Origin of the sequence: Aestuariibacter sp. A3R04 (assembly GCF_018860805.1) — a bacterium.
In the GTDB taxonomy this organism is placed as follows: Bacteria; Pseudomonadota; Gammaproteobacteria; order Enterobacterales; family Alteromonadaceae; genus Alteromonas.
On record NZ_JAHKQR010000003.1, the window covers coordinates 191,906 to 217,276 of the forward strand.

A 25,371-nucleotide genomic window follows, 5' to 3' on the forward strand; every position below is an offset into this window, starting at 1 on the left:
GTTGATAATGTCAACTTTGTGAGGTTACAATGAATCAGTTTAAAAAAATATTGCTTTTGTTACCAGTTGCGCTATCTATGGTCGCATTGTTTACCGGCATAATGACGGCAATCAGTATTCAGCCCGAGCAGGCGTTTTTAGCAACCTGGAGGCGAGCGTTTGTATTTGCTTTTTTAGTCATGTTACCCATGGGAGGTCTGCTGTTTTATTTGGTCGATAAAGCAGTAAAACGCATATTTAATGAGTACAGTGTTACTCAACGCAATGTGATCCACGGGTTAACCATGGCATTTTTGATGGAATCAGTATTAGCATTGGTTACCACCTATAACAGCCAGGGGTTTTCCTCGCTAGATTCATTTTTTAATGATGCAGCGTTAAGTTTACTTGCTGCGTTGCCCATAGGTGTTGCGATGGCCTGTACCATGAGTCTGTTTGTTAAGCCAAGATTGGAACGCCACTTTGCTTCTGAGTCTGCAGCATGATTTTTGTTTGTGTCAGCCTCCGCTAAATCAGCAAATTAACTGGCATAGGCTTGTGAAATGGCAAAGCTATAGTCTGTGACCATAGTGTGGTTTTTAGTCCGCAGCTAAAGGCAGGTAAAAATTCCTTCATGACCACGTTTTTTCCTTTTCATGTGCCAATCCAAGGGACATGGTCGTCACCTTCGTTGGCCCAGACGAAATCGTCGGCCATCAGGGCATTGAGTGTATCCATGTCACCTGATATAAAAAGCACAGGGCTGGTTGAAGTACTTAAACACTTCCCTTTGCAGTTGATTGATGCTTCACTTGTTACGCCAAAGCAACAATATCGCGCGCCATCGTTACAAAAATTCATCGATTACTTGTTGCAGAACCTGGGAAGTGGTTAAGGAGCATCTTCCTCGGAAAATCCTATTTATGAGAAATAATAACAAATATATTGTTTCGAGCATGGCGTACCCTATGATGGTTTAACATTACGCTAGGTAATAGAAATCAGTTCGCGAGGCGAAGAGAGCGCTAAGCGTCAGGAAAACACGGCACATCAGAAAAAAAAGGAAATCGCGACGGTGAAAAAAATATACTGGTTAGGCATAGCACTTTTTCTGCATAGCTTTTATAGCGCACAAGTGCACGCGCTAAATATAGCGCTCAACAACGTAAATCTTGTGGATGTTGAGCAAATGCAAGTGTATCAGCGAAAAACAATACTGTTAAACAATGGGACAATTGAAGCGATCCTGAATTCTAATGACGCTAAAGTTAGTGATAAATACACGTCTATTGACATGAACGGCAAATACGTTATTCCAGGCCTTATCGATACCCACGTACACCACGGTACAGTACCAGACGACACAGACCGTGATGACATTACCCGCGAACGGCTGCGGTTATTATTGCGTGGTGGCGTGACTTCTGTGCGAGATATGGGTGGAGATGTCCGTGCGTTGGCATCACTAAAGCGGCGAGCAGAGATCGACGTCATTCAGTCACCTGACATGTATTATTCAGTGATCATCGGCGGGGAGGCGTTTTTCTCAGATCCAAGAACCGCAGCCTCAGCGCTGGGGCGAGTGCCGGGCGATACCGATTGGATGAGGGCCGTGGACGAATCGTCTGATATGGATAAAATCATGCTCAAGGCTTTGGGGACTGGGGCGACGGGCATTAAAATTTATGCCGACGTTTCAGCTTCCGTGGTTACAAAATTGGCTGAGGCAGCAAAGCGCCATGGACTTAAAGTGTGGTCTCACGCATATGTTGGGCCTGTCAGACCAGCAGAACTTGCTGTGGCAGGCGTGGAAACTGTGTCCCATGCTGCGGATTTTTCCTCTCATGTCGTGGAGGATTTTTACGCCCTTCGCCGCAAAGGGGTAAGTTTAAGCGAAGTACAACAAGCCGCATCATTCGAACTCAACCGCTACGACGATTTATTCGCGGCATTGAAAGCAAATGGCACCATTGTAGATGCCACACTTACTGTCTTTGACAAGCATCGCCAAGCCCGCGGCGAGCGTGGCGAATTGTTGCATAAATGGGGAACTACATTTACCCGTCTTGCACACATAAACGGTATTCCGGTTTCAGTGGGAACAGACAGCACCAGCGATAGTGTTGGTGTCACTTATCCCCTTGTGTACCACGAAATGAAGTTACTGGTGGAAGAGGCTGGTTTTACACCTATGGATGCACTTCGCGCAGCAACAATCACAGGGGCAGAAGTGATTGGCATTGAAGGTACTCATGGGTCGGTAACACCTGGTAAGGTGGCGAATTTAGTTGTTCTTAATTCAGACCCAACTACACATATTGGCAATATTAGCGATGTTGCTCATGTCATTAAAAATGGTGAGTTTGTCTATCGCGGCGACGATGAGCGCTTGCCATTTGTCAGTGCGAAAAAAGCCGGTGGTATGCTGTGGATGTCAGGGCAACTTGGCAATTTGCCGTCAACCATGACATTGGCAGGCGATGATATCAAGACGCAGATGACACAAGCAATGAAAAATGTAGGTGCTATTTTGCAGGAGCACGATCTCGACTATTCTGACGTGGTCAAATGTACGTTGATGCTCGCCGATATCAATGACTGGCCTGCGGCGAATGAAGCCTATCGTCCGTTTTTTAAGTCATTTCCTGTGCGAAGCGCATTTGCCGCAAGTGGTCTTGCGCTGGACGCAAAAGTGGAAGTGGAATGTATCGCAGCACTCTAATGAATTGACCAATCCTTCTATCAGGTATTTGGGTACATCACATTGGGTAACCACAGTGTGAGTTCGGGGATAACCATCACCAAGATCAGCACAATGAGTAAGGGAATAAGAAAAGGCAGGGTGGCCTTAGCACTTTGTTCAACGGTTAGCCCCGATACCCGCGATAACACGAAAAGCACCATGCCGAGGGGCGGCGTCAACAGGCCAATCATCAGATTGAGTAACATGATGACACCAAATTGAATTGGGTCGATGCCCGCCGCAGTGGCAATAGGCAGCAATATTGGCGTAAGAATGGTAATGGCAGCAATGGTCTCCATAAAGCAGCCCACCACGAAAAGCAGCAGTGTAATACTGATAAATAGCGTAACTTTACTGGCGCCCGTTTTGGCCAGAAAGGTGGCAACCCATGTGTCTATTCCCTGGCTCGTAAGAACCCACGAGAAAATAGCCGCAGCCCCTATAATCAACATGATCATACTGGTTGTTTCCACTGTTTCTGACGACACGTGAATGAGGCGTTTCAGAGTAAGGGTCTTGTATACAAACCCAGTAAGTAGAATGGCGTATAGACAGGCTACTACCGCTGCTTCAGTGGCGGTGAACAATCCGCTGACAATACCGCCGACAATGATAACCGGAGCAAGTAGTGACAGTGCGGCCCGCTTAAACGTATCGGCGATAGCCGACAGGGCAAAACCGGCGTCTTTTCCGTAGCCTCGCTTGCGGGCGATATAATACACCATAACCGACAGTGCCACTGCCATTAGCAGCCCAGGGATCAGACCTGCAGCGAATAATTTACCAATACTTTGAGACGCCAGAACCCCGTATATGATCATGGGTAAACTCGGCGGTATAATTGGGCCAATGGTGGAAGATGCTGCGGTAAGCCCAACTGCGAAATCAGTATGGTAGCCGCGTTTTTTCATGGCGTTGATTTCAATGGCTCCCAGGCCGCCCGCGTCAGCCACGGCAGCGCCCGACATCCCCGAAAAAAGCACTGATGCCCCCACATTGACGTGTCCTAACCCACCGCGCATCCAGCCTACTAATGCCTGCGCAAAATCAAATATGCGTTGGGTGATGCCCCCTTGGTTCATCAATGCTCCGGCAAGTACGAAGAATGGAATAGAAAGTAAGGGGAAGCTGTCCATACCTCCTACCATTTGGTGTAACACCACCACAGACGGTATGTTGCCCTCAAAAAGTATGGCAACCAGAGACGACACCAACAAAGCAATAGCAATGGGGAACCCAATAAGGATAAGAGCAAAGAGGGTGACAAAGAGTAATAAGATAACCATAGTATTAATCAGCGCTGGTGGTACAAGGTTGAATGGAAGGGGGAGACAGGAGTTGCTGCACAGCGCGAAACAGGCAGATAAGCAAAGTAACACCAATGAGCCCATACAAATAGCTGAACGAAAGACTAAGTGCACTCATTTCATGCACACGGATCTTCATCGCGATGATAACGCTGGAAACAAACAGAAAGAGTAAGATCAAAACATTGGTCAGCAGCACTAGCCTTTGCGTAAATTTCCGAATGGCGGGAGGAAGTCGAAGTTGGAAATAGGTAAAACTAATGTGCGTATGCTTGCGAAACCCCATGGCTGCACCGGTGAAGGTGATCAAGATCAACTGATAACGTGCAACTTCTTCTGTCCAGCCTAACGGTGCATTTAATACGTACCGGCTTAATACCTGTGCCAATAATACCGCACCAAGCAGCCAGAAAAGAGCGATGGAGAGGATCTCCTCGCGATGGAGACGTAGCTCGACGTGAGATGCGATGTCTTCAGAGGCTTCGAATGGCATCGTAATATTCCTGGCTTTGTTGTGGAAGACGGGGCGACAAATAGCTGTGAACTGCTTGTCTGAACGGCGCGAGATCCAGTGAATGAACCACAATCCCTTTTTCGTTAAACCAGTTACCTAATTCGCGCTCTTGCTCGGAGATGTCTTGCGTTGCATTGGTGGCGGCTTTTTGAAGTAGGGTGACTAGTACGCCGCGATCGGCTTCGCTCAAATTGTCCAGAAAGGACTGGTTAGTTATGGTAAGTATGGAGCCCAGAATATGGCCTGTGAGGTTAATGTGGGTTTGTACTTCATATAGCTTTTTTGCCGCAATAGTGGGAAGTGGGTTTTCTTGCGCATCGACCACGCCTTGTTGTAAGGCGAGATAGACTTCAGAAAAGGCAATGGGACTGGGTTTAGCGCCCAATGACAACGGCAATATATGATACACCGCAGCGCCCGGCACCCGAATTTTAAGCCCCTTAATGTCGTCAATGGAATTGATAGCGCGATTGGCAGTCATATGTCGTGTACCGTAATAGGTAGCACCCACGATGCGATTTCCATCCGCCAATCTAGTGTAGTGGGCCGACATGTCGCGGAACGTGTCCGACTGTACAAATCGTTGCCAATGGGCGAGATCGTTAAACATATAAGGCAATTCCGACAAACCCAGTGGCGAGTATGTTTGTGCGGCGAAGCTAATGCCTGTATAGATGATATCCACAGTCCCGAGGCTAAGGCTTTGGTTTAACGCGCCTTCTTTGCCCAACGTAGAGGATGGGTAAACGACAATACGATACCGGCCTTGCGTTTGTTCATAAAAGCGTTCACTGACCCATTTTGCCCAGATATGCAGCGGGTGTGATGCTTCGTACACATGGGCCCAGCGAATCACGCGGGCGTTGTGTTCTGTCGTGGCATTTACAGCCGACAAATCACCCGCGCTTGTGGCGCTGGTAACAAGTATACATAGAAACGCGATAACCCACTTGCCTGGACAGAACCAAAAGTGTTTTAACAAAACAATAAACCCATACCAAATAGAAGTTATATACAGTTAATTGTTAACAAAATATACAAATGTTATGCTCTTGTAAAGCATTGCGCCACAGTGTTGTTGTTTTCACACTTAGTAAAAAAGGGAAGAATGCATGAATAAGAGGTTTTCTCGTCCACGCTTTCAGCACGTTAAACATGCATGTATGGTGGCAGCTTCGGTGAGCTTTGCCGCTATGTTTACCAGCCAGCCGTTATGGGCGAAAGACATAAGCAGCCAACCGAATATCGTGGTTATCTTGGCTGATGATTTGGGCTATAACGATGTCGGATATACCGGCGAGACGGACATTAAAACCCCTCGTATTGATGACCTTGCAGCCCAAGGTGTGCAATTTACTAATGGTTACGTTACTCACCCTTATTGTGGGCCATCAGGTTTATTGAGCAAAGCAAAAACGCTGCTTAAATACCAAAATCAATCGTGATGACCGGCAGCCCATGTTGTGCCAGCAGTCAGCAGCTGTTGAAATGATGGTGCTTTATACACGTGAGTGCCATGACCGAGAGTAGTGTGAAACACCCGCCCCTTGTAGTAATCGATGGTTAGCACTACCGGTTCGTGACGGCCGTTACCGTTGAAAGAAGGGCTGTCGAAAGCTGTTGCCAAAATTGTCATGTTCTTTGCCGGCCCTCTTAACCGGTTATACAGCTCGTCTTTTTCATGCTGCCACTGTATTGGGAAGCTGTGCATGATAGGGTGATCCGCTTGCCGGGTGGTAATGGTGAAAGGGTGTGGATGACCGTGACCGCCAGCTTGACCGGGCCCACTGTCGCGGACGATATTGTTATTTTCATCGTAATAAACATAGGGGCCACTTTGTTCATTACGTCCTCCCCATCCACCTAATCCAATCATCTCATTAAACGCTTGCCAGTGAGGAAATGCATTGTTTGCCGCGTGAACCACAACCAGTCCACCTCCTTGCTTCATATATTGTTCAAAGCGGGTTTTAGTGTCTGCTGGCCAAGGGGCAGCCTTCCATCCAAAGTTAGAGATAACAACATCGTATTTGTCAAAATCTGGCGAGAATTGTGGGTCGGTCTTCGGCGCAGGAAGCTCTTGTGGGTTGAGAATATTGTCTGCAGGGTACTTAGCCGCCAATTCTCCACCATTCCAGACGAACCGTGTACGGTACACATCAACAGTAAAGTTACCGGTTTGCTCCAGCATGTCATGCATGATTTGTGTGGTTTGGGGCCAGTTCCCATGGTTATTTTGGCCATCTACAATAAGTACAGAAATGTGATGGTGTGTTTGATGTTCGTCGCTTGCATTCTGTTTAGAGGTGCATGCCACACCCGCAATTGCAACGATAATCGTGAATGCATTAATCAAGCTTTTCATAGGGGCAATCTCGTCGCAATTATTTAGTGTAGTTGAGTGTGTAATACACAGTATTCACACTGGGGTTTCGCTTCTCTTTGTCCCGTAAACCATCAAATGTGATCTGCACCACTTTGTCTTTTGTAAGCGGCATTTCAATGTCTAGTGTATAGTCGTCAATGGCTGAGACTTTGGTAACTGGCACAGATTCAAGCGCCATTTTAGGTGAACCATAGTCACCCGAGTAACGGTAATGCCACTGCTGTACGGCAAAGCTCGAAATATCCACTGAAGCTGGTGCCAGCGGCGATGTAAACGACAGTCGATACCCTTTTTTTGTCAGCTGAATATTTTTTAATTCAAAAGGTGTGGTGCCGTCCCATACAACCTTCTGTAAGCCAAATGGCTTAGGGCCTTGTGCGCCCCAGCCCCTGGCCGTTTGGCCTACCCAAAGTTGCCCTTGGTTATCGAATACGGTGCGGACGTTGCCGCTTTGGAAGCGGTTCATAAAGTTAATTACCGCGCCTTGGTAGTGGCCGTTTACTTTATCAAGAATCACTCTAAAGATATTGGATTGGGTTTGATCACCAATGAAAATTTGTCCTTCAAAAGGACCAAATTTTCCTTTAGTCGTATTCCATGTGGGATTACCTGGCGAATTTGCCACTTCTACATGGGGGATCCACACCACAGGTTTTTCACTCATTGCTTCGAATTCCGCTAAGGATTTTGCCTTAATTGAGGCTTCGGTGTACCCCTCCACATCAATCAACGAAACTGGATGTCCATAAAACTTGTTTTTTTCCAGCAAGTGCATTTTTGAGGTAGGAACCCAGTCGCCTTGGTTATCAGTAAAGAAAACCTCGCCTTCTGGGCTGGTTCCGATGCCAGCGGGAGAGCGCAGGCCCCAGGCATAGGGCGTAAATTCACCTTTGTCAGACACGGAAAAAGCAAAGCCTCTGAAGCCACCGGGTGAGCCCATTGCCCCCATTGTAAAAGCTTGCGGGTGATTGTGACTCAAATTGAGAGTGCCGAAATAGTTGCCCGCTTTGTCCTTTGTCGGCCCAAAAGTAAATTCGTGGTAGTTGTCATGGAAGGTCCAGTCATCGGCCAGGGTTGAGAACTGATCTGCCTTTCCGTCTCCGTCTTCGTCGGTTAAACGGGTGAGTTCGGGTTTCTGTGCCACGACAATTGAACCGTCATCATCAACCAGCAGACCCGTGGGTTCATGTAAACCACTTGCAAACAAGGACCACTTATCATGCTGCAATCGCCATACTTCTCCCAGTCGTGTTGCTACCCAAATGGCTCCTTTCTTATCGCTGTCCAGCCCGGTCACATGAAAGCGCACATCCTCAGGCGTGGGTACGGTTTCAATGTGATAGCCATCGGGTTTGTATTCGTGTGCTGGCGCTTGTTGACCAAGGCTCACTGGCGTATGGGCAGTAAGCAATAACGTACTTAACGCGGCTTGTGCTGCGCGCTTTCTACTGATGCGGACGGAATGAGTCATTGAGGTATCCTTAAAAATCTTCGTGCGTACTAGTGAGATGAATTGATGGTGGCAGTGATGACGACGGTGCCGTCAGCGTTAAACTGCAGCCGCTGATCGCTGTTGCCTGGCATTAGCGGCGCGTCGTTATGGGCAACTTGCCAGGACAGATCTTTGACGTTGGGCAATGTTAACGCAACCTCTTGCTCTGGTGCTGATGAGGTAATAGTAAATGCCACAACATTACTGCTTAGCACCCGGGGCGAGAGGGAGTAGTTGACACTGTCATAAGCGAAGGAAAAAACAGGTAGGCCATTGACCAGATTGTAGCCCTGATAGTCACAGTGCTGTGAAAAACTGCCCACGGGTTTAATAAATAGGCTCTGAGGTGATGAAAACGCGAAATCTCCAAGAGGAATACTGGGATCTTCGCCCCTTCCGGAAATATTGGGACCGATATTCATTAGGTCGCCCTGCCACAATCCGTTCACGCTACAGTTTTTTGTATTGAACCCAATATTTAACTTTTCTGGGAAACCCACAGAAATGGTATATGTGGTTAAATCGAGAACCCGTTTTCGCAATATCACAGGTTCTTCGTTTGCGGTAACGTTGAATTGTTTATCTTCCAAAACCGCCTGAGCTCGAGTGGAAAGCGCAAAAAGCTTTACCTTCAAATCTGGTGTGGTACCCAACAGAACCAAATTGCGCTGGCCGGGTTTTGTGTTGCCTGAGCGATAGGTCATTTTAAGGTGTTGTTTTCCCCGTTTTAAGGGCCAAACGGGGTACCAGGGTGAACCTTGTCGTGGCTGTAGTTCGCCGTCTATATACAAATTAAATTCATGGGGATAACCCCATTCAAGCCACACTTGAGTGTCTTGGTTGGCTGGGGCATAGAAATCACCTTCAAATGTGATGTAATAATGCTCTGTTTCTGGCAGGCTGAAATCGGCGAGTGGCTCAAGGCTTGGCCCTGATTTTATGAGTTTATCTTCGGTAATGTCAGTATCGTCGGCACTGTTTAATTGATAAATTTCGACGTATAAATCGCTAAAACCTTCTTGCTGAGAAAGAATGTACGCGACAATGTCCTGTAGTTGTTCAACTGAATACAGGGAGCCAAAAGCGGGCATGCCGGCATTGGGGAAACCGTTTTTAATGTTGTTTATAATTTGTTCTGGTGTGTCGCCATGTACCCATTCCCCATCTTTTAAGTTAAAACCCACACCACCTGTCAAATCTTTGCCGTGGCAGGCCGCGCACACTTGCTCAAATTGTGCTTTACCTCGTTGTAAGGCTTCTGCGTTTTGTATTTTCTCGTTGATAGCATCGGAGCGTGTCGTTGTTGCTGAAGTATGTGTATTTTCAGCACTGTTTGCTGCGTGTTTTGCCTGAAAAATCCACAACAGTGCATTCAATAGCAGTACATTCACAAGCACATTGAAACGTATCATTGGTCGGTTCCTCTATCTAAAGTAATAGCTGTACTGAACTCCGACACTTCTTTCTTCGGCAGGACTTCCTACAGCAGTGTAGTATGTTTTGTTGAACAGATTTTCCAGATAAACAGATAACGAGTGGTTGTCTGCCAGTACAAGTGTGGTGCTGATATCAATGACAGCATGGGCGGGAAGGGTAAACTGTGCCACCTCACCGGTATGTAAACTGGTGGCATATACGCTTGACTGATAGCGGCCTGCCACTGATGAGTGAAACGCGTCGCTCAGTTTTAGTTGAACCGATGCTGTGGCCTGCCAGTTCGGGCGATGATTCAGCAATACACCTGATTGCGCTTCGGTATCAACGTAAGTAACGCTGCCAGCAACAGAAATCCACTTGTCGATGGTATTGCTGACTACCCATTCAGCGCCTTTGCTGCGCACGCGTTCACGGTTGACCAGCGAAAAAGTACTGGCGTCAAAATCGATGAGATCTGTGTATTGATAGTGAAATAGCGAAAGAGAAATCGACGAAGTGGGCGAATGCCAGTTTACACCCATTTCCAAATTTCGCGCTTCTTCAGATCGTAATTTTGAATTGCCTACCAGGTTGTTACCCAATGCGTAGTGGCTGGGGAGTTTAAAGGCTGTACCTGCGTTGATATAGGCAGTCAGGTGCTTGGTAATGTCGAGGTTTCCACCGGCTTTCCAAGTGGTTTTGTGAATGTCTGAAGCATTGGATTGGGACGTATTGTCATGCCTTGCGCTGAACGATACTGCGCCTTCGGCGAAGGGGAAGAAAACGTCGGTGAAAACTGAAAGGGTGTCCCGTTCTTGGATGAAATCAGTATCTATGGATTGACCAAATAGTTCCATTTGGCCTGAATTTTCGCCAGACTCCGATTTGTAATCAGCGCCAAATGAGAGTTGCGGAAGTGACCGCGCAGTGACAGATGGCTGCATCTGATGCAGCAGTCTGACTTTATAAAACTGGTAGTCGTGGTCCGATTCGCCCGGGGGCGCATTGAAATAGGGCGCAATGCCCGGAGACGTGAGACTTTCTTCAGTGTTGAAGTATTCTACGCGGGCCGCAGACTTATGATTTTCGCTGGCGTTGTACTGATAGAGCATGCTGGTACTTAGCCATCTGCCTTCTTTGCGTTCTTTGGCAGGATCTGTGGCATACCGCGTGCCTCCACTTTGATCAGGTAAGCCTTTGAAGGTATAGTCATTTAATACTGCAGTGACAGTTGCAGTGTGTCGATCTGTCGCTAACAGATCTATCGCCGTGGCAACTTCCGCTGTACGGGATTGTTGTGTATTTGCTAGAACATCACTTTTTGACAAGCTCGCCCTGACAGACAGTTTTTCCCCGGTTAGCCGCAATGCACCTAATTTGTTCCCGCCAGGTAGCACGGCTGCGTGGAATTCAGAGCCGGTATTGCGGTTGTCCAGCGTAATAATGTTAATGACGCCAGCAATGGCGTCTGAACCGTAAACAGAAGATTGCGCACCTTTAAAGACCTCTATTCTTTGCACTGAGCTTTTTGCGATGGCTGATAAATCAACACTGCCTCCACGGGTGTCCACTGGGTTGTTAATTTGTACGCCATCGAGTTGAATGACAACAAAATTGGTTTCCGCCCCCCGCAAGTAAATATCTTGTGTGTTACCCGAGCGACTTATTGCAACGCCGGGAATGTTTTTAATGATATCTAGTGCGGAAACTGCATTTAGTCTGCGAATGTCTTGCTGATTAAAAACAAACACCGAAGTGTGAAGCTGATTGACAGGAATGGCATCAACACGCCCATAAATCGCAACTTTTTCAATATCTTCCTGTTGAGCCTGTACCGACATAGCGAAGAGTAAGAGTGGATAAATACAGGTTTTCAGCGATATCTTGAAATGCGTCCGACTTTTATTTGAGTTTGCCTTGAACATATACGTGAACTTTAAATTGTTTGTTATTTATTGTTAACAAATTAAAGTATACCGAATGTAAAATATTAGTGAAGTTTTTACTAAGTATTTATGAGAACTAGCTGCTTGCTGTGTGATTTACCACATTGCTGATGCTTGTGTTTAGGCAGCAATAGAGTTTCTTGCGTTGAAGAATGATGAAATTGTAGAAATCAAGGGGAATGTCTGTGCCCACGGTGGTTAACGGTATGACCACCGTGAGCTATATATTGCCGAAATTGTGGCTTTTTAAGGTATAGCAATAGTTTGTTGTACTACATTATCCTGGCGTTTTACGCCCTGACCACCGCCAACGACAACACCTAACTTACCTTTGTAAGGCTGTTCTTGCCCCTTTTCATCAATAAACGTGAGCTGTGCTTTATCAACGAGAAATTGTACAGGGGTTGTTTCTCCTGGGCCGAGCTTTATCCGCTTGAAGGCAACCAGCTCCCGTTGTGGTGTCGCCACCGGCGCTTCTGGCATACTCAGATAGACCTGCACCACTTCTTCAGCCGTTATGTCACTGTAATTGGCTAATGTTACCTTTATACTTAACCCATCTTCAGATGTGTTCAGCGACAAGTCGTCATAGCGAAAATCTGCATAGCTAAGTCCGTATCCAAAGGGATAGAGAGGGGTTCCCTTGTAGTATTTGTACGTGCGGTTTTCCATGCTGTAATCTTTAAAATCAGGCAGATCATCCACAGACTGATAGAAGGTTACTGGTAATCGTCCGGAAGGGCTTGTTTTCCCATATAATATATTTGCCAGCGCCGGGCCGGTTTGTTCGCCGGGATAGAAGCCCTGAATGATGGCGTTCAGGTTTTTGTCGTGCCAGTTCAATGCCATGGCGCTGCCGCTCATGTTAACCAATACAATGGGTTTTCCCAGTTTGTGTAACGCTTTTAACAGGGTGGTCTGGCTCTCTGGCAAATTTATATGGGTTCTGTCACCATGGGAAAAACCATCGATTTCAAGTGGCATTTCTTCACCTTCGAGCTTCGCCGTAATGCCACCAACAAACACAACTACATCAGCGTCTTTTGCAATGTTAAGGGCGTCTTTTGCAAGGTCGGTATCTTCATATAGCCAGCTAAAACGAATGTCGGGTTCAATAACATTACTGTGCCAGTATTGCTGAATAACAGCTTCGGCCTTGAAGGTATAGGCTTGTCCGGCTTCCAGGTAATGACGCTCTCCTAAGGTTTCGCCGTCGAGATAAATATCTACATTTTCCATTTGAAAGACATAGTGCCCGGATTTCTGGGGTTCAAGAATACCTTGCCAACGCACAGCAAATTCCTGATTGGGCTGCTTTTGCATGGGGATGCCTGAAGAAGTCAAATCAATATTTCCTTCAATTTGCCGTTTACTTGGCTGCAGATTGAAATGACTGGCCGGGTAATATTCAGCGATCAATCCTGGACGGGTATCGCCATAAGCATCTATGTGCCGGAATACACTGGTTGGCACCGGGCTGAAATGTGTATAGATATTCTCAGTAAGACTGCTTCCTGGTGCGTAGCGCAGTTTTTCCGACGGAAGCATTTGCATGAGTGCTTGCTTTGGCGTTAAGGGGTGTACAGGCTTACCGTGATAATTTCCCACCAAAATAGCAGTATTGTCAGCATTCGGGCCAATAAGCGCTATTTTACTGTCGGGTTTTAAAGGCAGTACACCATCGTTTTTAAGCAATACCATGGATTTTTCCGCAGCTTTCCTTGCTAGATCAACATGAGCCTGTGAGCCCACTACCGACATGGGAATTTGCGTGTAGGGGTGATGACTATTTTTGTCGAACATGCCCAGTTTCATTCGAGCCGTGAGTAAGCGCGACAGGGCCTGATCTATATCACTTTCGTCGATGAGCTCTTTTTTTACGGCTTCTGTTAAATAGCTGAATGTATTCCCGTGATGATCACCACAGTTTAAATCCGTGCCCGCTTTTACAGCCCGGGCAGCAGCTTGTTCAGGACTAGTTACTATATGGTGAGAATTCTCGTCGTAAAAATCAGCGATAGCCCCACAATCAGATACGACATAACCGGTAAAGTCAAAGGTGCCTCTTAGGGTGTCTTCAAGCAGGGCGCTATTGCCACAGGCAGGTAAACCGTTAACACTGTTGTAGGCGCACATCACCGAAGAAACGTTGGTGGCAGCAATGGTGTCTTTAAAGGCGCTAAGGTAGGTTTCAGCGAGATCTTTTTGTGAAGCGGTGTAATCATCGCTGTGCCTGGAAATCTCCGGACCACTGTGTACCGCGTAATGTTTGAGAGTGGCAACAGATTTTAGGTACTCGGGGTCGTCGCCCTCAAGTCCTTTTACAAAGTTAATGGCCATCCTGGATGTTAGAAAGGGATCTTCGCCATAGGTTTCCTGGCCACGGCCCCAGCGCGGATCGCGGAATATATTGATATTCGGTGACCAGTATGTCAGCCCGCCATACATAGCAATCGTATCATGGCGGAGGAAATCGTGGTGTTTGGCTCTGCCTTCATCAGAAATAGCAGTAGCGATATCGTAAAGAAGTGGTTCATCAAAGGTCGCTGCCAGACCTATCGCCTGGGGAAACACCGTTGCTTTTCCCGCTCTTGCAACTCCGTGTAACGCTTCGTTCCACCAGTAGTATTCCGGGATGGAAAGTCGCTCTATGGCGGCGGACTTATCAAATAATTGACTTACTTTTTCTTCAAGCGTCATGCGATTGAGCAAATCTTTTACCCGAGTATCCACAGGCAAAGACGGATTTTGAAACGGCAGTGTGTCGGCCTGACCGGGAGAGGTAATTAATATGCATGCGGCGATGAGGCAACGCTTAGGCAGTTTTTTCATTATTTGTTTCATAGTGACAAATGGACTCTCGTTTTTATATGAGTCCTTACACTAGCGGGTAGATTGGCTGAAATCGTCAATTCAACAGCAAGGTTGTGAATTTGAACGCTTAGCGTGATGTGCATATGCAAACGAATAAATGGCGCTTCGACAACGGAGGCTGCTTTTGTTAGATCCATGCAGAGGTGCTGTCGTCCTTTGGCATAGATTGAGAAGCAGAAAGCGGTGTGGTTTAACAAGTAATGTAATAAATATGTTTATTTGTTCGCTTTCAGGTAAAAGTTTGCGTTCGTCTTTGTGTTAAGTGTAAAGTTGAACGGGATAAAATAAGTATACAAATTAATGGTTTGATTGATTTTCCTTTTTTTGCGAAAAAATGAACGTTCAAATTGAACGCTTGCTGCCATGTCGGACGATATGTTGCTTTTATGTTGCTAAATTTTAAATGGAACTTAAGCACTCTGGTGTTTATTGGAGAAGAGGACATGGGAAAAGAGAATGAAAACGCATAATAAACAAATACGATTCAACAGGGCGGGGAAGCCCAGCTTCAAACTATCACTGGTTACCAGCGCACTGTTGAGTTCGTTGCTAGCTTTCCAACCGCATGTTGCCTATGCACAATCAGAACCAGCAAACGAAGATGTTAAAGAAGCGAAGGACGCCGAAAATCAAGATGATCTTGAAGTAATTCAGGTTAGGGGAATAAGACAAAATCTGGCAGATGCACAATTAATTAAGCGCTACGGCGACACATTCTTAGATGCCATTTCCGCAAAGGACATTGGCGCGTTGCCTGACAGGAGTGTTTTGGAAGCGATAGTGCGTTTGCCTGGTGTTTCCATTGAGCGTTTTGCCGGAGCCAATGACCCTGACCATTTTGGCGTGGAAGGCAGTGGTGTGGTCGTCAGAGGCTTAACCCATACCAGAAGTGAATTTAACGGACGGGACACCTTCACCGCAGACTCCGGTCGGGGTCTCAGTTTTCAGGATGTGCCGCCTGAATTAATGGGAGGGGTTGAGCTGTATAAAAACCAGTCAGCGGAAATGATAGAAGGTGGTATTGCCGGTACCGTAAATTTGCTAACTCGCAAGCCTTTTGACAGTGATGGACGGGTTCTCGCGTTTTCCGCAGACGCTACTTACAGCGACTTTATCGAAGAAGCTACACCAACTTATTCGGCGCTGTATTCTGACATCTTTGAGACCGATTCAGGCCGTTGGGGCGTACTGTTAAACTTTTCCGATTCCACCCTGAAGGCACAATCAGACGGGACCCAGGTAGGCAGGTTTGAGACACAAAATCAGTTGGTTGATGGTCAAACTGTAATGGTGCCCCGTACCACCCGATTAACCCGAAAACAGGATGACAGAGAGCGTCAGGGTCTGGCAGCGGCCCTGCAATGGGAAAATGCAGACGATACGATTTTGGCTACTGCACAGTTTATTCGCTCTGATTCATCACTGGCCTGGACCGAGCGGGCTATTGAGATGGCAGATGATGCGGTTATAAACGATTTAGTGCCGGTAGAGGGCACGACATTCGACATCGATGATCAGGGCCTCTTTGAATCAGGACTTATTACATCAAACGCCGGTTGGCGGGGCAACGATGCAGAGCGTCAGCCTGGTGGTATTTTCGGTCCTCAACACGCAATGATTACCCGGGTTCGCGATCAGGACTCCGTGGTCAACGATTTAGGTTTCAATGTGCGTTATCGTCCCAACGACTCATGGGCCTTTAATCTCGATTTACAGCGTGTGGAGTCGACTTCCAAGATTACAGATTTCTCCGTGATGGGCGCAACGCGAGCAGTTGTCGGTATTACGTCAAATGGCGATAATACACCGGATATTTTTCTTACCGACCCCGCAAATGCCGGCAGCGACGCACACTTTACTGATCCGCACAATTACTTTTGGCGCAGTGCTATGGATCACATTTCGGATAACGAAGGTGATGAAACAGCCGTTGCCTTGGATGGGAAATACACCTTTGACAGCGGTTTTTTCACTTCAGTAAAAGTGGGCACAAGGTATGCTAAACGTCAGCAGACCACCCGTCAGTCTACCTATAATTGGGGTTGGTTGTCAGAAGCTTGGGCCGGTAACGGCAATGCGTGGTTTGATGCTGAAGGTGTGGAGCTGGGCGCTGATTTGGGGGGCTTGTATGAAACCGTGAGTTTTGATGATTTTGCCCGTGGTGGTGTGCTAACAACGACCGGCGGAAATGACTTCCTGTTCCCGACTGAATCCGTAGCACAGGATTACCGCAATGCGGAATCTGTGTTTGCCAGTCTGTCTCCTGGATGGATGGCGTTGTCGAGCAGACCAGGCGCTATCGGTGACTTCTTGCCTAACGAAATAAATAAAACCGCTGAAACCAATAACGCCTTTTATATTCAGGGTAACTTTGAGGGTGAAATCAAGGGGTTGGACTACAGCGGTAACGTAGGGGTGCGATACGTTAAAATTGAAAATGAAACCGATGGATTTATCACATTCCCCGACAGTTTGCCGGTGCAAGATGATGACCCTGAGAACTATTTGCCCTCTGACCAAGCGGCCTTTGGCAACGCCGCGTCAGTCGAACAAACCGCAGTTAGCGATTACAGCAAGTTATTGCCAAGCTTTAATTTAAAGTTAAACCTCAATGACGATATGTTGTTGCGTTTTGGTTTTTCTAAGGCGATTGCATTGCCAGATCTTGGAAATCTGCGAAATTATGTGGAAATCCAAGGGGAGGATCTGCAAATTGAATACACTGGCGAAGGCGATGACAGAGAAATTACCAGTGCCGCATATCAGCGCTATACGGCGAAGTCTGGGAATCCATTTCTCAAGCCGATGGAGGCCAATAACTATGATTTCGCCTTTGAGTGGTATTTTTCCGAAACCACGGGTTCATTGACGACTTCTTTCTTTTACAAGGACTTGAGTAATTATTTTATCAATGGTTCCACAGACCGAAGCTACACGAATAATGGCGTGACGCAAATTGTGCAGGTTGATGGTGCCACTAATGGTGAGGAAGGCACGGTACAGGGGGTGGAGATTGCCTATCAGCAGTTTTTCGACTTCCTACCGGGCGCGTGGAGTGGTTTAGGGCTACAATTTAACTACACGTATGTCGAAGATGAAGGTTCTCCAAACCCTGGTCTGTCGCCGGACAAGCCTGATTCTTCTGAAGGGGAAGGCATCGCCTTCGACAACCTGCCATTGGAAGGGTTATCAAAAGACAACTTCAACTTGGTTGCTATGTACGAGAAGAACGGTTTTAACGCGCGTCTGGCTTATAACTGGCGTTCGGAATACCTGTTAACCACAAAGGATGTGATTACACAGCTGCCCATTTTTAACGAGGCGAATGGTCAGCTTGACGGTTCATTCTTCTACCGGTTCACGGAAAACGTTGAGCTGGGGCTACAAGGCACGAATCTCACCAATACCGTGACCCGGACGTCCATGCAGGTTGATGCTGACGGCAATCAAGTTGGTCGTTCCTGGTTTGTGAATGACCGACGTATCAGTCTGGTGGTCAGAGGGACCTTCTGAGCTATTGATGTTTAACCCAGGCCTGCTAAAGGATTAGCAGGCCGCATGTAAAGTAGGGCAATTATGTCGTCATCGATTTCTATTACATCCATTGCGATTGTAGGGGGAGGATCTGCGGGTTGGATGACCGCAGCAACTTTGAGCAAGGTGCTGGATCTGACTAAATATCGCGTTACACTCATCGAAAGCGACAATATCAAAGGGGTTTCTGTTGGCGAGGCAACGATCCCGCAAATTACTTTATTTAACCGTATTTTGGGTATTGATGAAGGGGATTTTATTCGCGCCACCAAAGCAACCTACAAACTGGGCATTGAATTTAAAGACTGGAAGCAGCGCGGACACGCGTATTTCCACCCCTTTGGTACCTTCGGAATTAACATGGATGCATTGCCGTTTCACCACTTTTGGCTGAAGCGTTTTAATGAAGGGGCGGGCGGTGATCTCAGTACCTTTTCTATAGAGGCTGTGGCGGCAAAGCAATGCAGGTTTGGCAGAGTTAACGCACAGAATAACTCTCCCCTTGCCAATATGAGTTATGCCTATCATTTCGATAGCACCCTGTACGCAGGTTTTTTGCGCGATTACGCGACCAGCCGGGGGGTTACCCGCATTAACGGTAAAGTTGAAACGGTGTCGAAGCATCCCAATGGACATATCAAGTCATTGACCCTTCAGGACGGGCAGAGCATTAGCGCTGAGTTTTATATCGATTGCAGCGGCTTTCGCAGTCTTTTACTAGAAAGGGAAATGGGAGCTACCTTTAACGACTGGAGCGATGTGCTGCCATGCGACAGTGCTATCGCGATTCCCTGTACCTCTGCTGATCCAGCGATCAAACCGTATACACAATCTACTGCAAAAGTTGCCGGATGGACCTGGCGCATTCCACTGCAACATCGCATCGGCAATGGTTATGTCTATTCAAGTCAGTTCTCCAACCGGGATGCTGCACTCAATGAACTGGTGACTCAACTGGAAGGAAAGCCTTTGGCAGAGCCAAACTTTTTAGCCTGGAAAACTGGCATGCGACCTCAAAGCTGGATAAAAAATTGTGTCGGAATTGGGCTATCAGCCGGTTTCATTGAGCCCTTGGAATCTACGGGGCTACACCTCATTCAATCTGCCATCGCACGCTTAATGACACTATTTCCCAGTAGGCGTTTCTGTCAAAGTGACATTGATATGTACAACCGGCAAACGGTGAAAGAATTCGAGCAAATCCGTGACTTCATTTTGTTGCACTACGTACTTACGGAGCGAGATGACAGTGAGTTCTGGCGTTATTGTCGCAGTGTAACACTCACCGGTTCGCTACAAGAAAAAATTCAATTATATAAAGATTCTGGTCGGGTGTTCAGGGTCGATAATGAACTGTTTAACGAAACCTCCTGGCTGGCTGTAATGCATGGTCAGGGCTTGAAGAGTGAAGGGTACCACCCGTTGGTGGAAAGAATGCCGACAGCGCTAATTGATGAACGTCTTGAACATATAGCCAGTGTGATCGCCAAGTCGGCATCGCTGTTACCCGCTCATGGAGATTTCATCTCACAGGTTTGCTCAAGTGAGGGCAGCGCGGCAACGTGAGTGCCGCTTATTCCCAGTAATCCTTGCGATATTGTGTTGGTGTTTTCCCTACCAGTTTTTTGAAAAACGTATTAAACGTAGCCTTGCTGTTAAAACCTGCCGCATCCATGATATCCAGCATAGTTGTTTTGCGGTTTGACTCGCTTTCCAGTAGCAATTTACTCTCTTCAATTCTGTAGTGATTGATAAACTCGAAGAAGTTCTTATTAAAATGGTGATTGATGATGTGAGACAGCACCCGGGGGGAAATATCTAACTGATTCGCCAGATTCTCCAATGTTAACAAGTGATTCAGATAGGGTTTGTTTAGCTGCATGTAGCGGGTAATTTTCTCAACCTGACGAGGGTCGATCTTAGGTTTGTCTTTCGTTGTTGCGGGGCTAAGTTGACTGTCAATACCGCGGAATATCGCAGAGTAACCGGCACTAAAAAAGATTAGCCCGGACACGATAAGCATTACCGCGTAATTTGAACTTAGACCAATCGCCTCGTGGTCGATATAAAAACCTATTTCGTAGGCAGAGATAATAGCCAAAGCGGTGATAACGGCAATAACCCTGACAATTAAAAAGCCGACTACCAGTATTTTTAGCCAGGTCAGGTCGACACTTTCTGTTTCGGCAACCTGTTGTTTTAATTGCTTTTGGTAGTTATTGAGTTCTACCAGACAAAGAATTCCACACGCCACCCGGTAGATTTCTCTGAACAAGTATATTGCCCGTTCTACAAAGGGCGTATTTGCAATGGTATCTCCCTGTAAGGCGGCAATTTTTGATGCCTCATCCTGCAGCCACCAATTGTTTGCAAAGTACAGCGTATACAAAATGACAGGGATGAAAAAGAGCAAATCATAGCGCCTGAATTGGTAGTCTTTGTAAATGAGGCTGCGAATGTAAAAGAGCAATAGTGGAGCTTCGATCCAGTAGGCCAAGCCAAAGGAGTAGAAAAGGTTCGGCGAATAGTCCAGTGCAATAGAGCGAAACATCTCACCAAAATTAATCAGGTTGTCCATGGGAATAGCAGCCTGTGAAAGCAAAAAAGCTGCCAGCAATAAATGGGTTTTGCGTTTTCCTCGTTTCAGCGTCACCAGGAAGAGTGCAAATAACAAACACTGGTAAACAGTGAACAGCAATACTAGGTCGTGTGTGTTAAATAAAACGGTTTTCATTTATAACCAGAAACCTTTTCTTTTTTTATGTTTATAACTTTTTAAAAAAGGCGAAGCAACCACTACGCACAGTGGGTAGTGTAAATGTAATGTTTAAGCTTGTATCTGAGTGCAATTAGAAAAAAGCGTTCAAATACCGGTATGAAGCGTATATCTTTACGTATTGCGCCTGTAATAAGACGATTGGATGTGTTTTTTTGACAAAAATATAACAACTTATTTCTTTGTTTTATCAGGCCATTGTTATGTACCAATTACCACAATTTGGCGCTTTTTTGTCACAGCGTCATTATTTGCCTTTGTTTCTTACCTATTTGATGAGTTTTTTTATCATTGGGTGCAGTGGAGATAATAGCAAACAAAAATTTGACGAAACGCCTGTAGAAAACACGGTTGATGTCAAAGACAGTGAGGCAAACATCAGCGTCAATCAGGTTGGATATCTTACTGATGGAAACAAACGTGCAATCGTGCCAGCGGTAAGTACAGGAAAATTTGTGATCAAGAGAGTAGACGATCACAGTGTGCGTTTCGAGGGTACGCTGAGTGAGCCCGTGTCATGGGCATTGAGCGATGACGGTTTTGTGACCTATGCAGATTTCAGTGATTTTACCGAGCAAGGGGAGTTTTATCTGGAAGTTCCAGGTCTGTCTCCATCATGGCCTTTTACTGTGGGTGAGCATGTTTATCATGAGCCGCATCGTGCCGCTTTGAAATCATTTTACTTTAATCGGGCAGGTATCGCGTTAACCGAGAAATATGCTGGCCGCTGGCAACGACCAGCCGGTCACCCGGATTCCCAGGTCAGTGTGCACGCGTCTGCGACTACGCCGGCACTGGATGCGCTTGCCGTATTGTCATCGGAAAAGGGGTGGTATGATGCCGGTGACTATGGCAAATATATCGTGAATTCGGGTATCGCGACTTACACACTGCTCGCTGCCTACGAGCACTTTCCAACTTACTATCAAACGGTGAATGTGAACATTCCTGAATCGGGTAATGGGACGGCGGATCTTCTGGACGAGATACGCTGGAACCTCGATTGGATGGCAAGTATGCAACGCCACGATGGAGCCGTGTTTCACAAGCTGACGACTCTGGCTTGGGCAGGCATTGAAATGCCACATGAAGATCGGGCTGAACGTTATGTCATTGGTGTGTCTACCGCGGCTACACTGGATTTTGCAGCTACCCTAGCCATGGCTAGCCGCGTTTATAGTCATCTGGAACCAGAACAAGCCCGTCAGTGGTTACAACAGGCTCAAAATGCATGGCAATGGGCAGTACAAAATCCGTCGGTGCAGTATACTCAACCTGAGGATGTACAAAGTGGTGAATATGGCGATGAGCAATTTGCCGATGAGTTTTTCTGGGCCGCGGCTGAACTGTTCATTGCCACCGAAGACGACGGTTACCTGAACTACATTACTAACAGCGACCTCAGTATTGGCGTTCCTGGTTGGGCGAATGTTGAAACACTTGGTTTAATTTCCCTACTGCATCGTGGGGCCGGTAAACTCCCCGCTCCGGTAATGACTAAACTGCAAGACGAACTGATTTCTCTGGCAGATGACATTTCAGAACAAATGAAAAGTACACCCTATAATGTACCTATGCAGAACGCCGATTTTGTATGGGGCAGTAACAGTGTGCTGTTGAATAAAGCATTCGTTCTTTTAAATGCCTACGGGTTAACCGGTAGCGCTAAGTACAAACAGGGTGTGTACGACAGTATTTCTTACGTATTTGGCATGAACCCCACAGGCTATAGCTTTGTTACCGGTTACGGGCATCTAACGCCCATGGCACCGCACCATCGCATATCGGCAAGCGACGGTATTGAAGCGCCAGTGCCAGGTATGCTCGTTGGTGGCCCGCACGCCGGATGGCAAGACAACTGCCAGTATCCGTCATCCAAGCCGGCCAACTCTTACCTCGATGACTGGTGCAGTTTCTCAACCAATGAGATAGCGATTAACTGGAATGCACCCTTGGTTTATGTATTGGGTGCGGTGAATGCAATGTCTCAATGATTAAAAATGGCGGCACGCTCAACTTGAACAACTATAGTGGGCAATGCCGCCAGCGCTTTCATATTGAGCGGGGCGCTTTTGACAATATGTTGCTTCGGTGTCAGCTGACTGCTCATCGTAGGGGTGGGTTAACACGTTTTGCAGTGTGTGAATAAGGGAAAAGTCGCCTTGCTCTGCTTGCTGATAAGCGGGAACAATTTGCCATTCCCGCCACGTGTATTTGGGGTTTACTCGTTTCATGTTTTGGGAAATGAGCTGTAGATCTCCGCGTTCTTCCAAGGCCTCACGCCAGTTTGAAAGCCACTGTGTCCATTCTGTGAGCAACTGGTCAGTGGGTTTTAAGTAAAAGCAATCAGTGACGTCATCCACAGAGGTGGGAAGCGATGACAACGTACGAAAGAACAGGTTGAAATCAGCCCCGGAATGAAACAGCAGCTTAAGCAGTGTGATAACCGTTTGGTGCTCAACATTAGCAAGTCCGAGTTTAGCCGCCCACATGTCAGTCATTTTCCTTTCCATGATAGCGAGAAAGTCATCGCTTACATTATCGAGTAATTGTTGCTGTTCGGGCGCATCACTGAGCAGTGGAGACAGGGAACGGCAAAACATAGCAAAGTTCTTTTGTGCAGCGATGGGTTGATTTAGGAAGGAGAAATGTTGCCCGCCTCCGGTCCAGGGCTGATAGTACGGGTCAAAACGTTCACAAAAACCGAATGGGCCGTAATCAAGGGTGAAGCCGCCTGCGGCACAATTATCACTGTTAAAATTACCCTGGCAATATCCCACTCGGCACCAGTTGGCAATTAGGGATGTAAGTCGATCACGAAAAGCGATAGCCAGTGGTACGAGTTGCATCTCAAAAGGTAGGGTGGTATCGATATTATCTGCATATTCCCGTTCTATAAGATGGCGCACTAGATCTGCCAGTTCCTGTTCGGCTTGAGGGTGCTCGCCGCAGCGTGCCCGGCGCGCAAACAACTCCAGCTGTCCTACTCGTATGAACGATGGCGCAACTCGTGTTGTTATTGCTGCTGGGTTTGGCACCATCACTTCCGGATCCTGAGATAAGGACCCGCTCACATACCAAGGGCGTTGTATCACTTCTGATTGAGACACAAACAGACTTAACGAACGGGATGTGGGTATTCCCAATGCGTGCATGTGCTCTTGCGCTAAAAATTCACGGACGCTGGAGCGCAATACGGCTCTGCCATCGGCGCCCCGGCAATACGGTGTTCTTCCGGCGCCTTTTAACTGCATTTCCCAGCGTTTTCCTTTACTGACAATTTCCAGAACAGAAATCGCGCGTCCGTCTCCGTAGCCATTACCGGTTCTAAAGGGGCATTGCTGGGTGTACTCAGTGCCATAAATAGACAGCGCGTAACCTGTGGCCCAACCCACCGAGTGCATTGGTGTTGGCGCGCAGGACATATCGCCAGAAAAGAAACGCATGAAATCAGCTGAATAGGCGAATGCATCATCAAAGCCAAGTTCACGGAATAAGCCGTGACTGTGGGCTACATATTGTGGCTCAGGCAAAGGGGTGGGTGTTACTGGCACGTAATGCCCAGAGAATACTTGCCTGGGATGATGGTCGTCTCCGGATTGGTTGCCGCGAGGGTCTGCTGTTAGTGTATTTAGCAAGGAATAGTCAACCCATTCGGCGAGCTGGCGTAAGGTTGTTACTTTTTCAGATTGTGCGTTCGACAGGTTGTGCGTCATAGTAACTCAGTAGCATTGGCGGTGAAATAAACAGTGGTGCGCTTGCCCACAAGTCACGTTATAGATAAATGCGTCGTCTTTCCAGTGCGCGTTGGTAAACAACAACGAATATTTTGCGGTGAGTCTTTATTGAGGCTGGGCTGGCAACAGCGGCGAACGGAAAGCTCAGCCGCTGATTTTACAATTTCAATATATCCTCTTAAGCGAATTGCTTAATCGGACGTCTATTTTTAGCCAGCAAAAACAGAAGGCCAGTAAACAGGAGTGCAAAACTCATTGGCTCTGAGACTTGTTGAGGGCGATGTATTGTAATATCCCCAAGAAAATTTCCAGTAGAGTCCAGAACCATAGTGTCGATAATTTCAAATGAGCTGCTGATAAAGCTCATTCCAATAACGCCTTTACTCAAATCGGCTAAGTCGAAAAAGAATACGGGGCCAAAATCGAAGTTGATGTCATCTGAAGCCGTTTGCGTCATTCCATCAATTTCGAAATTAAGATCAAAGAAGGGGTCTTCAAATGCAAAAAGTAAATCGCTATATACTGCATCGCTATCGAATTGTAGTTGCCCTATCGTATTTCCTTCCAGGGTAACATCTTGAAAGATCAATGCGGCATTGCTGTTTGCAGTTACAAACGTCAATATCGCAACAACTACCCAGTGTCTTAAATTAGTTTTCATCGTATA

The 25,371-nt window shown here is 46.9% G+C and carries 18 protein-coding genes; 7 read left to right on the forward strand and 11 right to left on the reverse strand.

Annotated elements, in window-relative coordinates:
* Positions 1-29 precede the first annotated feature (29 nt).
* From KO518_RS05740 to KO518_RS05750, 3 genes are all read left to right on the forward strand, one after another.
* On the forward strand, positions 30-485 hold the full coding sequence (locus KO518_RS05740) for a DUF2798 domain-containing protein (RefSeq protein WP_216024879.1): 456 nt from the start codon (positions 30-32) through the stop codon (positions 483-485).
* A 128-nt stretch (positions 486-613) separates the two neighbouring features.
* Positions 614-874, forward strand: a complete 261-nt coding sequence (locus KO518_RS05745) for a hypothetical protein (RefSeq protein WP_216024880.1) — start codon at positions 614-616, stop codon at positions 872-874.
* Between the two features lie 180 nt (positions 875-1,054).
* Positions 1,055-2,701 carry an amidohydrolase family protein gene (locus tag KO518_RS05750; RefSeq protein ID WP_216024881.1) on the forward strand — a complete coding sequence of 549 codons (1,647 nt, stop codon included), beginning with the start codon at positions 1,055-1,057 and terminating at the stop codon, positions 2,699-2,701.
* Between the two features lie 20 nt (positions 2,702-2,721).
* On the opposite strand, the gene KO518_RS05755 is transcribed toward KO518_RS05750, so the two are convergent.
* From KO518_RS05755 to KO518_RS05765, 3 genes are read right to left on the reverse strand one after another with little or no spacing between them, the layout of a single operon-like run.
* Complete coding sequence (locus KO518_RS05755; protein WP_216024882.1) at positions 2,722-4,008, reverse strand: TRAP transporter large permease; 1,287 nt, start codon at positions 4,006-4,008, stop codon at positions 2,722-2,724.
* Between the two features lie 4 nt (positions 4,009-4,012).
* A complete protein-coding gene (locus KO518_RS05760; protein WP_216024883.1) occupies positions 4,013-4,522 on the reverse strand; it encodes a TRAP transporter small permease in 510 nt (169 codons plus the stop codon).
* Positions 4,503-5,438, reverse strand: a complete 936-nt coding sequence (locus tag KO518_RS05765) for a sialic acid TRAP transporter substrate-binding protein SiaP (RefSeq protein WP_216024884.1) — start codon at positions 5,436-5,438, stop codon at positions 4,503-4,505. The genes KO518_RS05760 and KO518_RS05765 overlap by 20 nt, the downstream gene beginning before the upstream one ends.
* 217 nt (positions 5,439-5,655) lie before the next feature.
* Here KO518_RS05765 and KO518_RS20190 point away from each other — a divergent pair, with 217 nt between their 5' ends.
* Positions 5,656-5,988, forward strand: a complete 333-nt coding sequence (locus KO518_RS20190; protein ID WP_371742255.1) for a sulfatase-like hydrolase/transferase — start codon at positions 5,656-5,658, stop codon at positions 5,986-5,988.
* On the opposite strand, the gene KO518_RS05775 is transcribed toward KO518_RS20190, so the two are convergent.
* From KO518_RS05775 to KO518_RS05795, 5 genes are all read right to left on the reverse strand, one after another.
* The gene (locus KO518_RS05775) at positions 5,979-6,908 is read right to left on the reverse strand and encodes a ThuA domain-containing protein (RefSeq protein ID WP_252735983.1); all 930 of its coding nucleotides are present in this window, start codon (positions 6,906-6,908) and stop codon (positions 5,979-5,981) included. The two genes, KO518_RS20190 and KO518_RS05775, sit on opposite strands and share 10 nt — an antisense overlap.
* A 19-nt stretch (positions 6,909-6,927) precedes the next feature.
* On the reverse strand, positions 6,928-8,400 hold the full coding sequence (locus KO518_RS05780; RefSeq protein WP_216024885.1) for a PQQ-dependent sugar dehydrogenase: 1,473 nt from the start codon (positions 8,398-8,400) through the stop codon (positions 6,928-6,930).
* Positions 8,401-8,429: 29 nt separating this feature from the next.
* Positions 8,430-9,833: a cytochrome c gene (locus KO518_RS05785; RefSeq protein WP_216024886.1), complete on the reverse strand. Its 1,404-nt coding sequence runs from the start codon at positions 9,831-9,833 to the stop codon at positions 8,430-8,432.
* Between the two features lie 12 nt (positions 9,834-9,845).
* Positions 9,846-11,762 carry a TonB-dependent siderophore receptor gene (locus tag KO518_RS05790; RefSeq protein WP_216024887.1) on the reverse strand — a complete coding sequence of 639 codons (1,917 nt, stop codon included), beginning with the start codon at positions 11,760-11,762 and terminating at the stop codon, positions 9,846-9,848.
* A 267-nt stretch (positions 11,763-12,029) separates the two neighbouring features.
* Positions 12,030-14,615 carry a glycoside hydrolase family 3 C-terminal domain-containing protein gene (locus tag KO518_RS05795; RefSeq protein WP_252735991.1) on the reverse strand — a complete coding sequence of 862 codons (2,586 nt, stop codon included), beginning with the start codon at positions 14,613-14,615 and terminating at the stop codon, positions 12,030-12,032.
* Positions 14,616-15,113: 498 nt separating this feature from the next.
* Between KO518_RS05795 and KO518_RS05800 the strand changes: the two genes are divergently transcribed.
* Together KO518_RS05800 and KO518_RS05805 are read left to right on the forward strand one after the other, a co-directional pair.
* Positions 15,114-18,170 (forward strand): TonB-dependent receptor, encoded by a 3,057-nt coding sequence (locus KO518_RS05800; RefSeq protein WP_216024889.1) that lies wholly within the window; start codon positions 15,114-15,116, stop codon positions 18,168-18,170.
* Positions 18,171-18,233: 63 nt separating this feature from the next.
* Positions 18,234-19,757 carry a tryptophan halogenase family protein gene (locus tag KO518_RS05805; protein WP_216024890.1) on the forward strand — a complete coding sequence of 508 codons (1,524 nt, stop codon included), beginning with the start codon at positions 18,234-18,236 and terminating at the stop codon, positions 19,755-19,757.
* Between the two features lie 7 nt (positions 19,758-19,764).
* Here the strand turns inward: KO518_RS05805 and KO518_RS05810 are convergent, their stop codons facing one another.
* On the reverse strand, positions 19,765-20,925 hold the full coding sequence (locus KO518_RS05810) for a helix-turn-helix domain-containing protein (RefSeq protein WP_216024891.1): 1,161 nt from the start codon (positions 20,923-20,925) through the stop codon (positions 19,765-19,767).
* 245 nt (positions 20,926-21,170) lie between these two features.
* Between KO518_RS05810 and KO518_RS05815 the strand changes: the two genes are divergently transcribed.
* Positions 21,171-22,961 carry a glycoside hydrolase family 9 protein gene (locus KO518_RS05815; RefSeq protein ID WP_216024892.1) on the forward strand — a complete coding sequence of 597 codons (1,791 nt, stop codon included), beginning with the start codon at positions 21,171-21,173 and terminating at the stop codon, positions 22,959-22,961.
* Between the two features lie 18 nt (positions 22,962-22,979).
* Here the strand turns inward: KO518_RS05815 and KO518_RS05820 are convergent, their stop codons facing one another.
* Positions 22,980-24,683, reverse strand: coding sequence for a YdiU family protein (locus KO518_RS05820; protein ID WP_216024893.1), 1,704 nt, complete (start codon positions 24,681-24,683; stop codon positions 22,980-22,982).
* A 199-nt stretch (positions 24,684-24,882) separates the two neighbouring features.
* Positions 24,883-25,365, reverse strand: coding sequence for a PEP-CTERM sorting domain-containing protein (locus tag KO518_RS05825; RefSeq protein ID WP_216024894.1), 483 nt, complete (start codon positions 25,363-25,365; stop codon positions 24,883-24,885).
* Positions 25,366-25,371 lie beyond the last annotated feature (6 nt).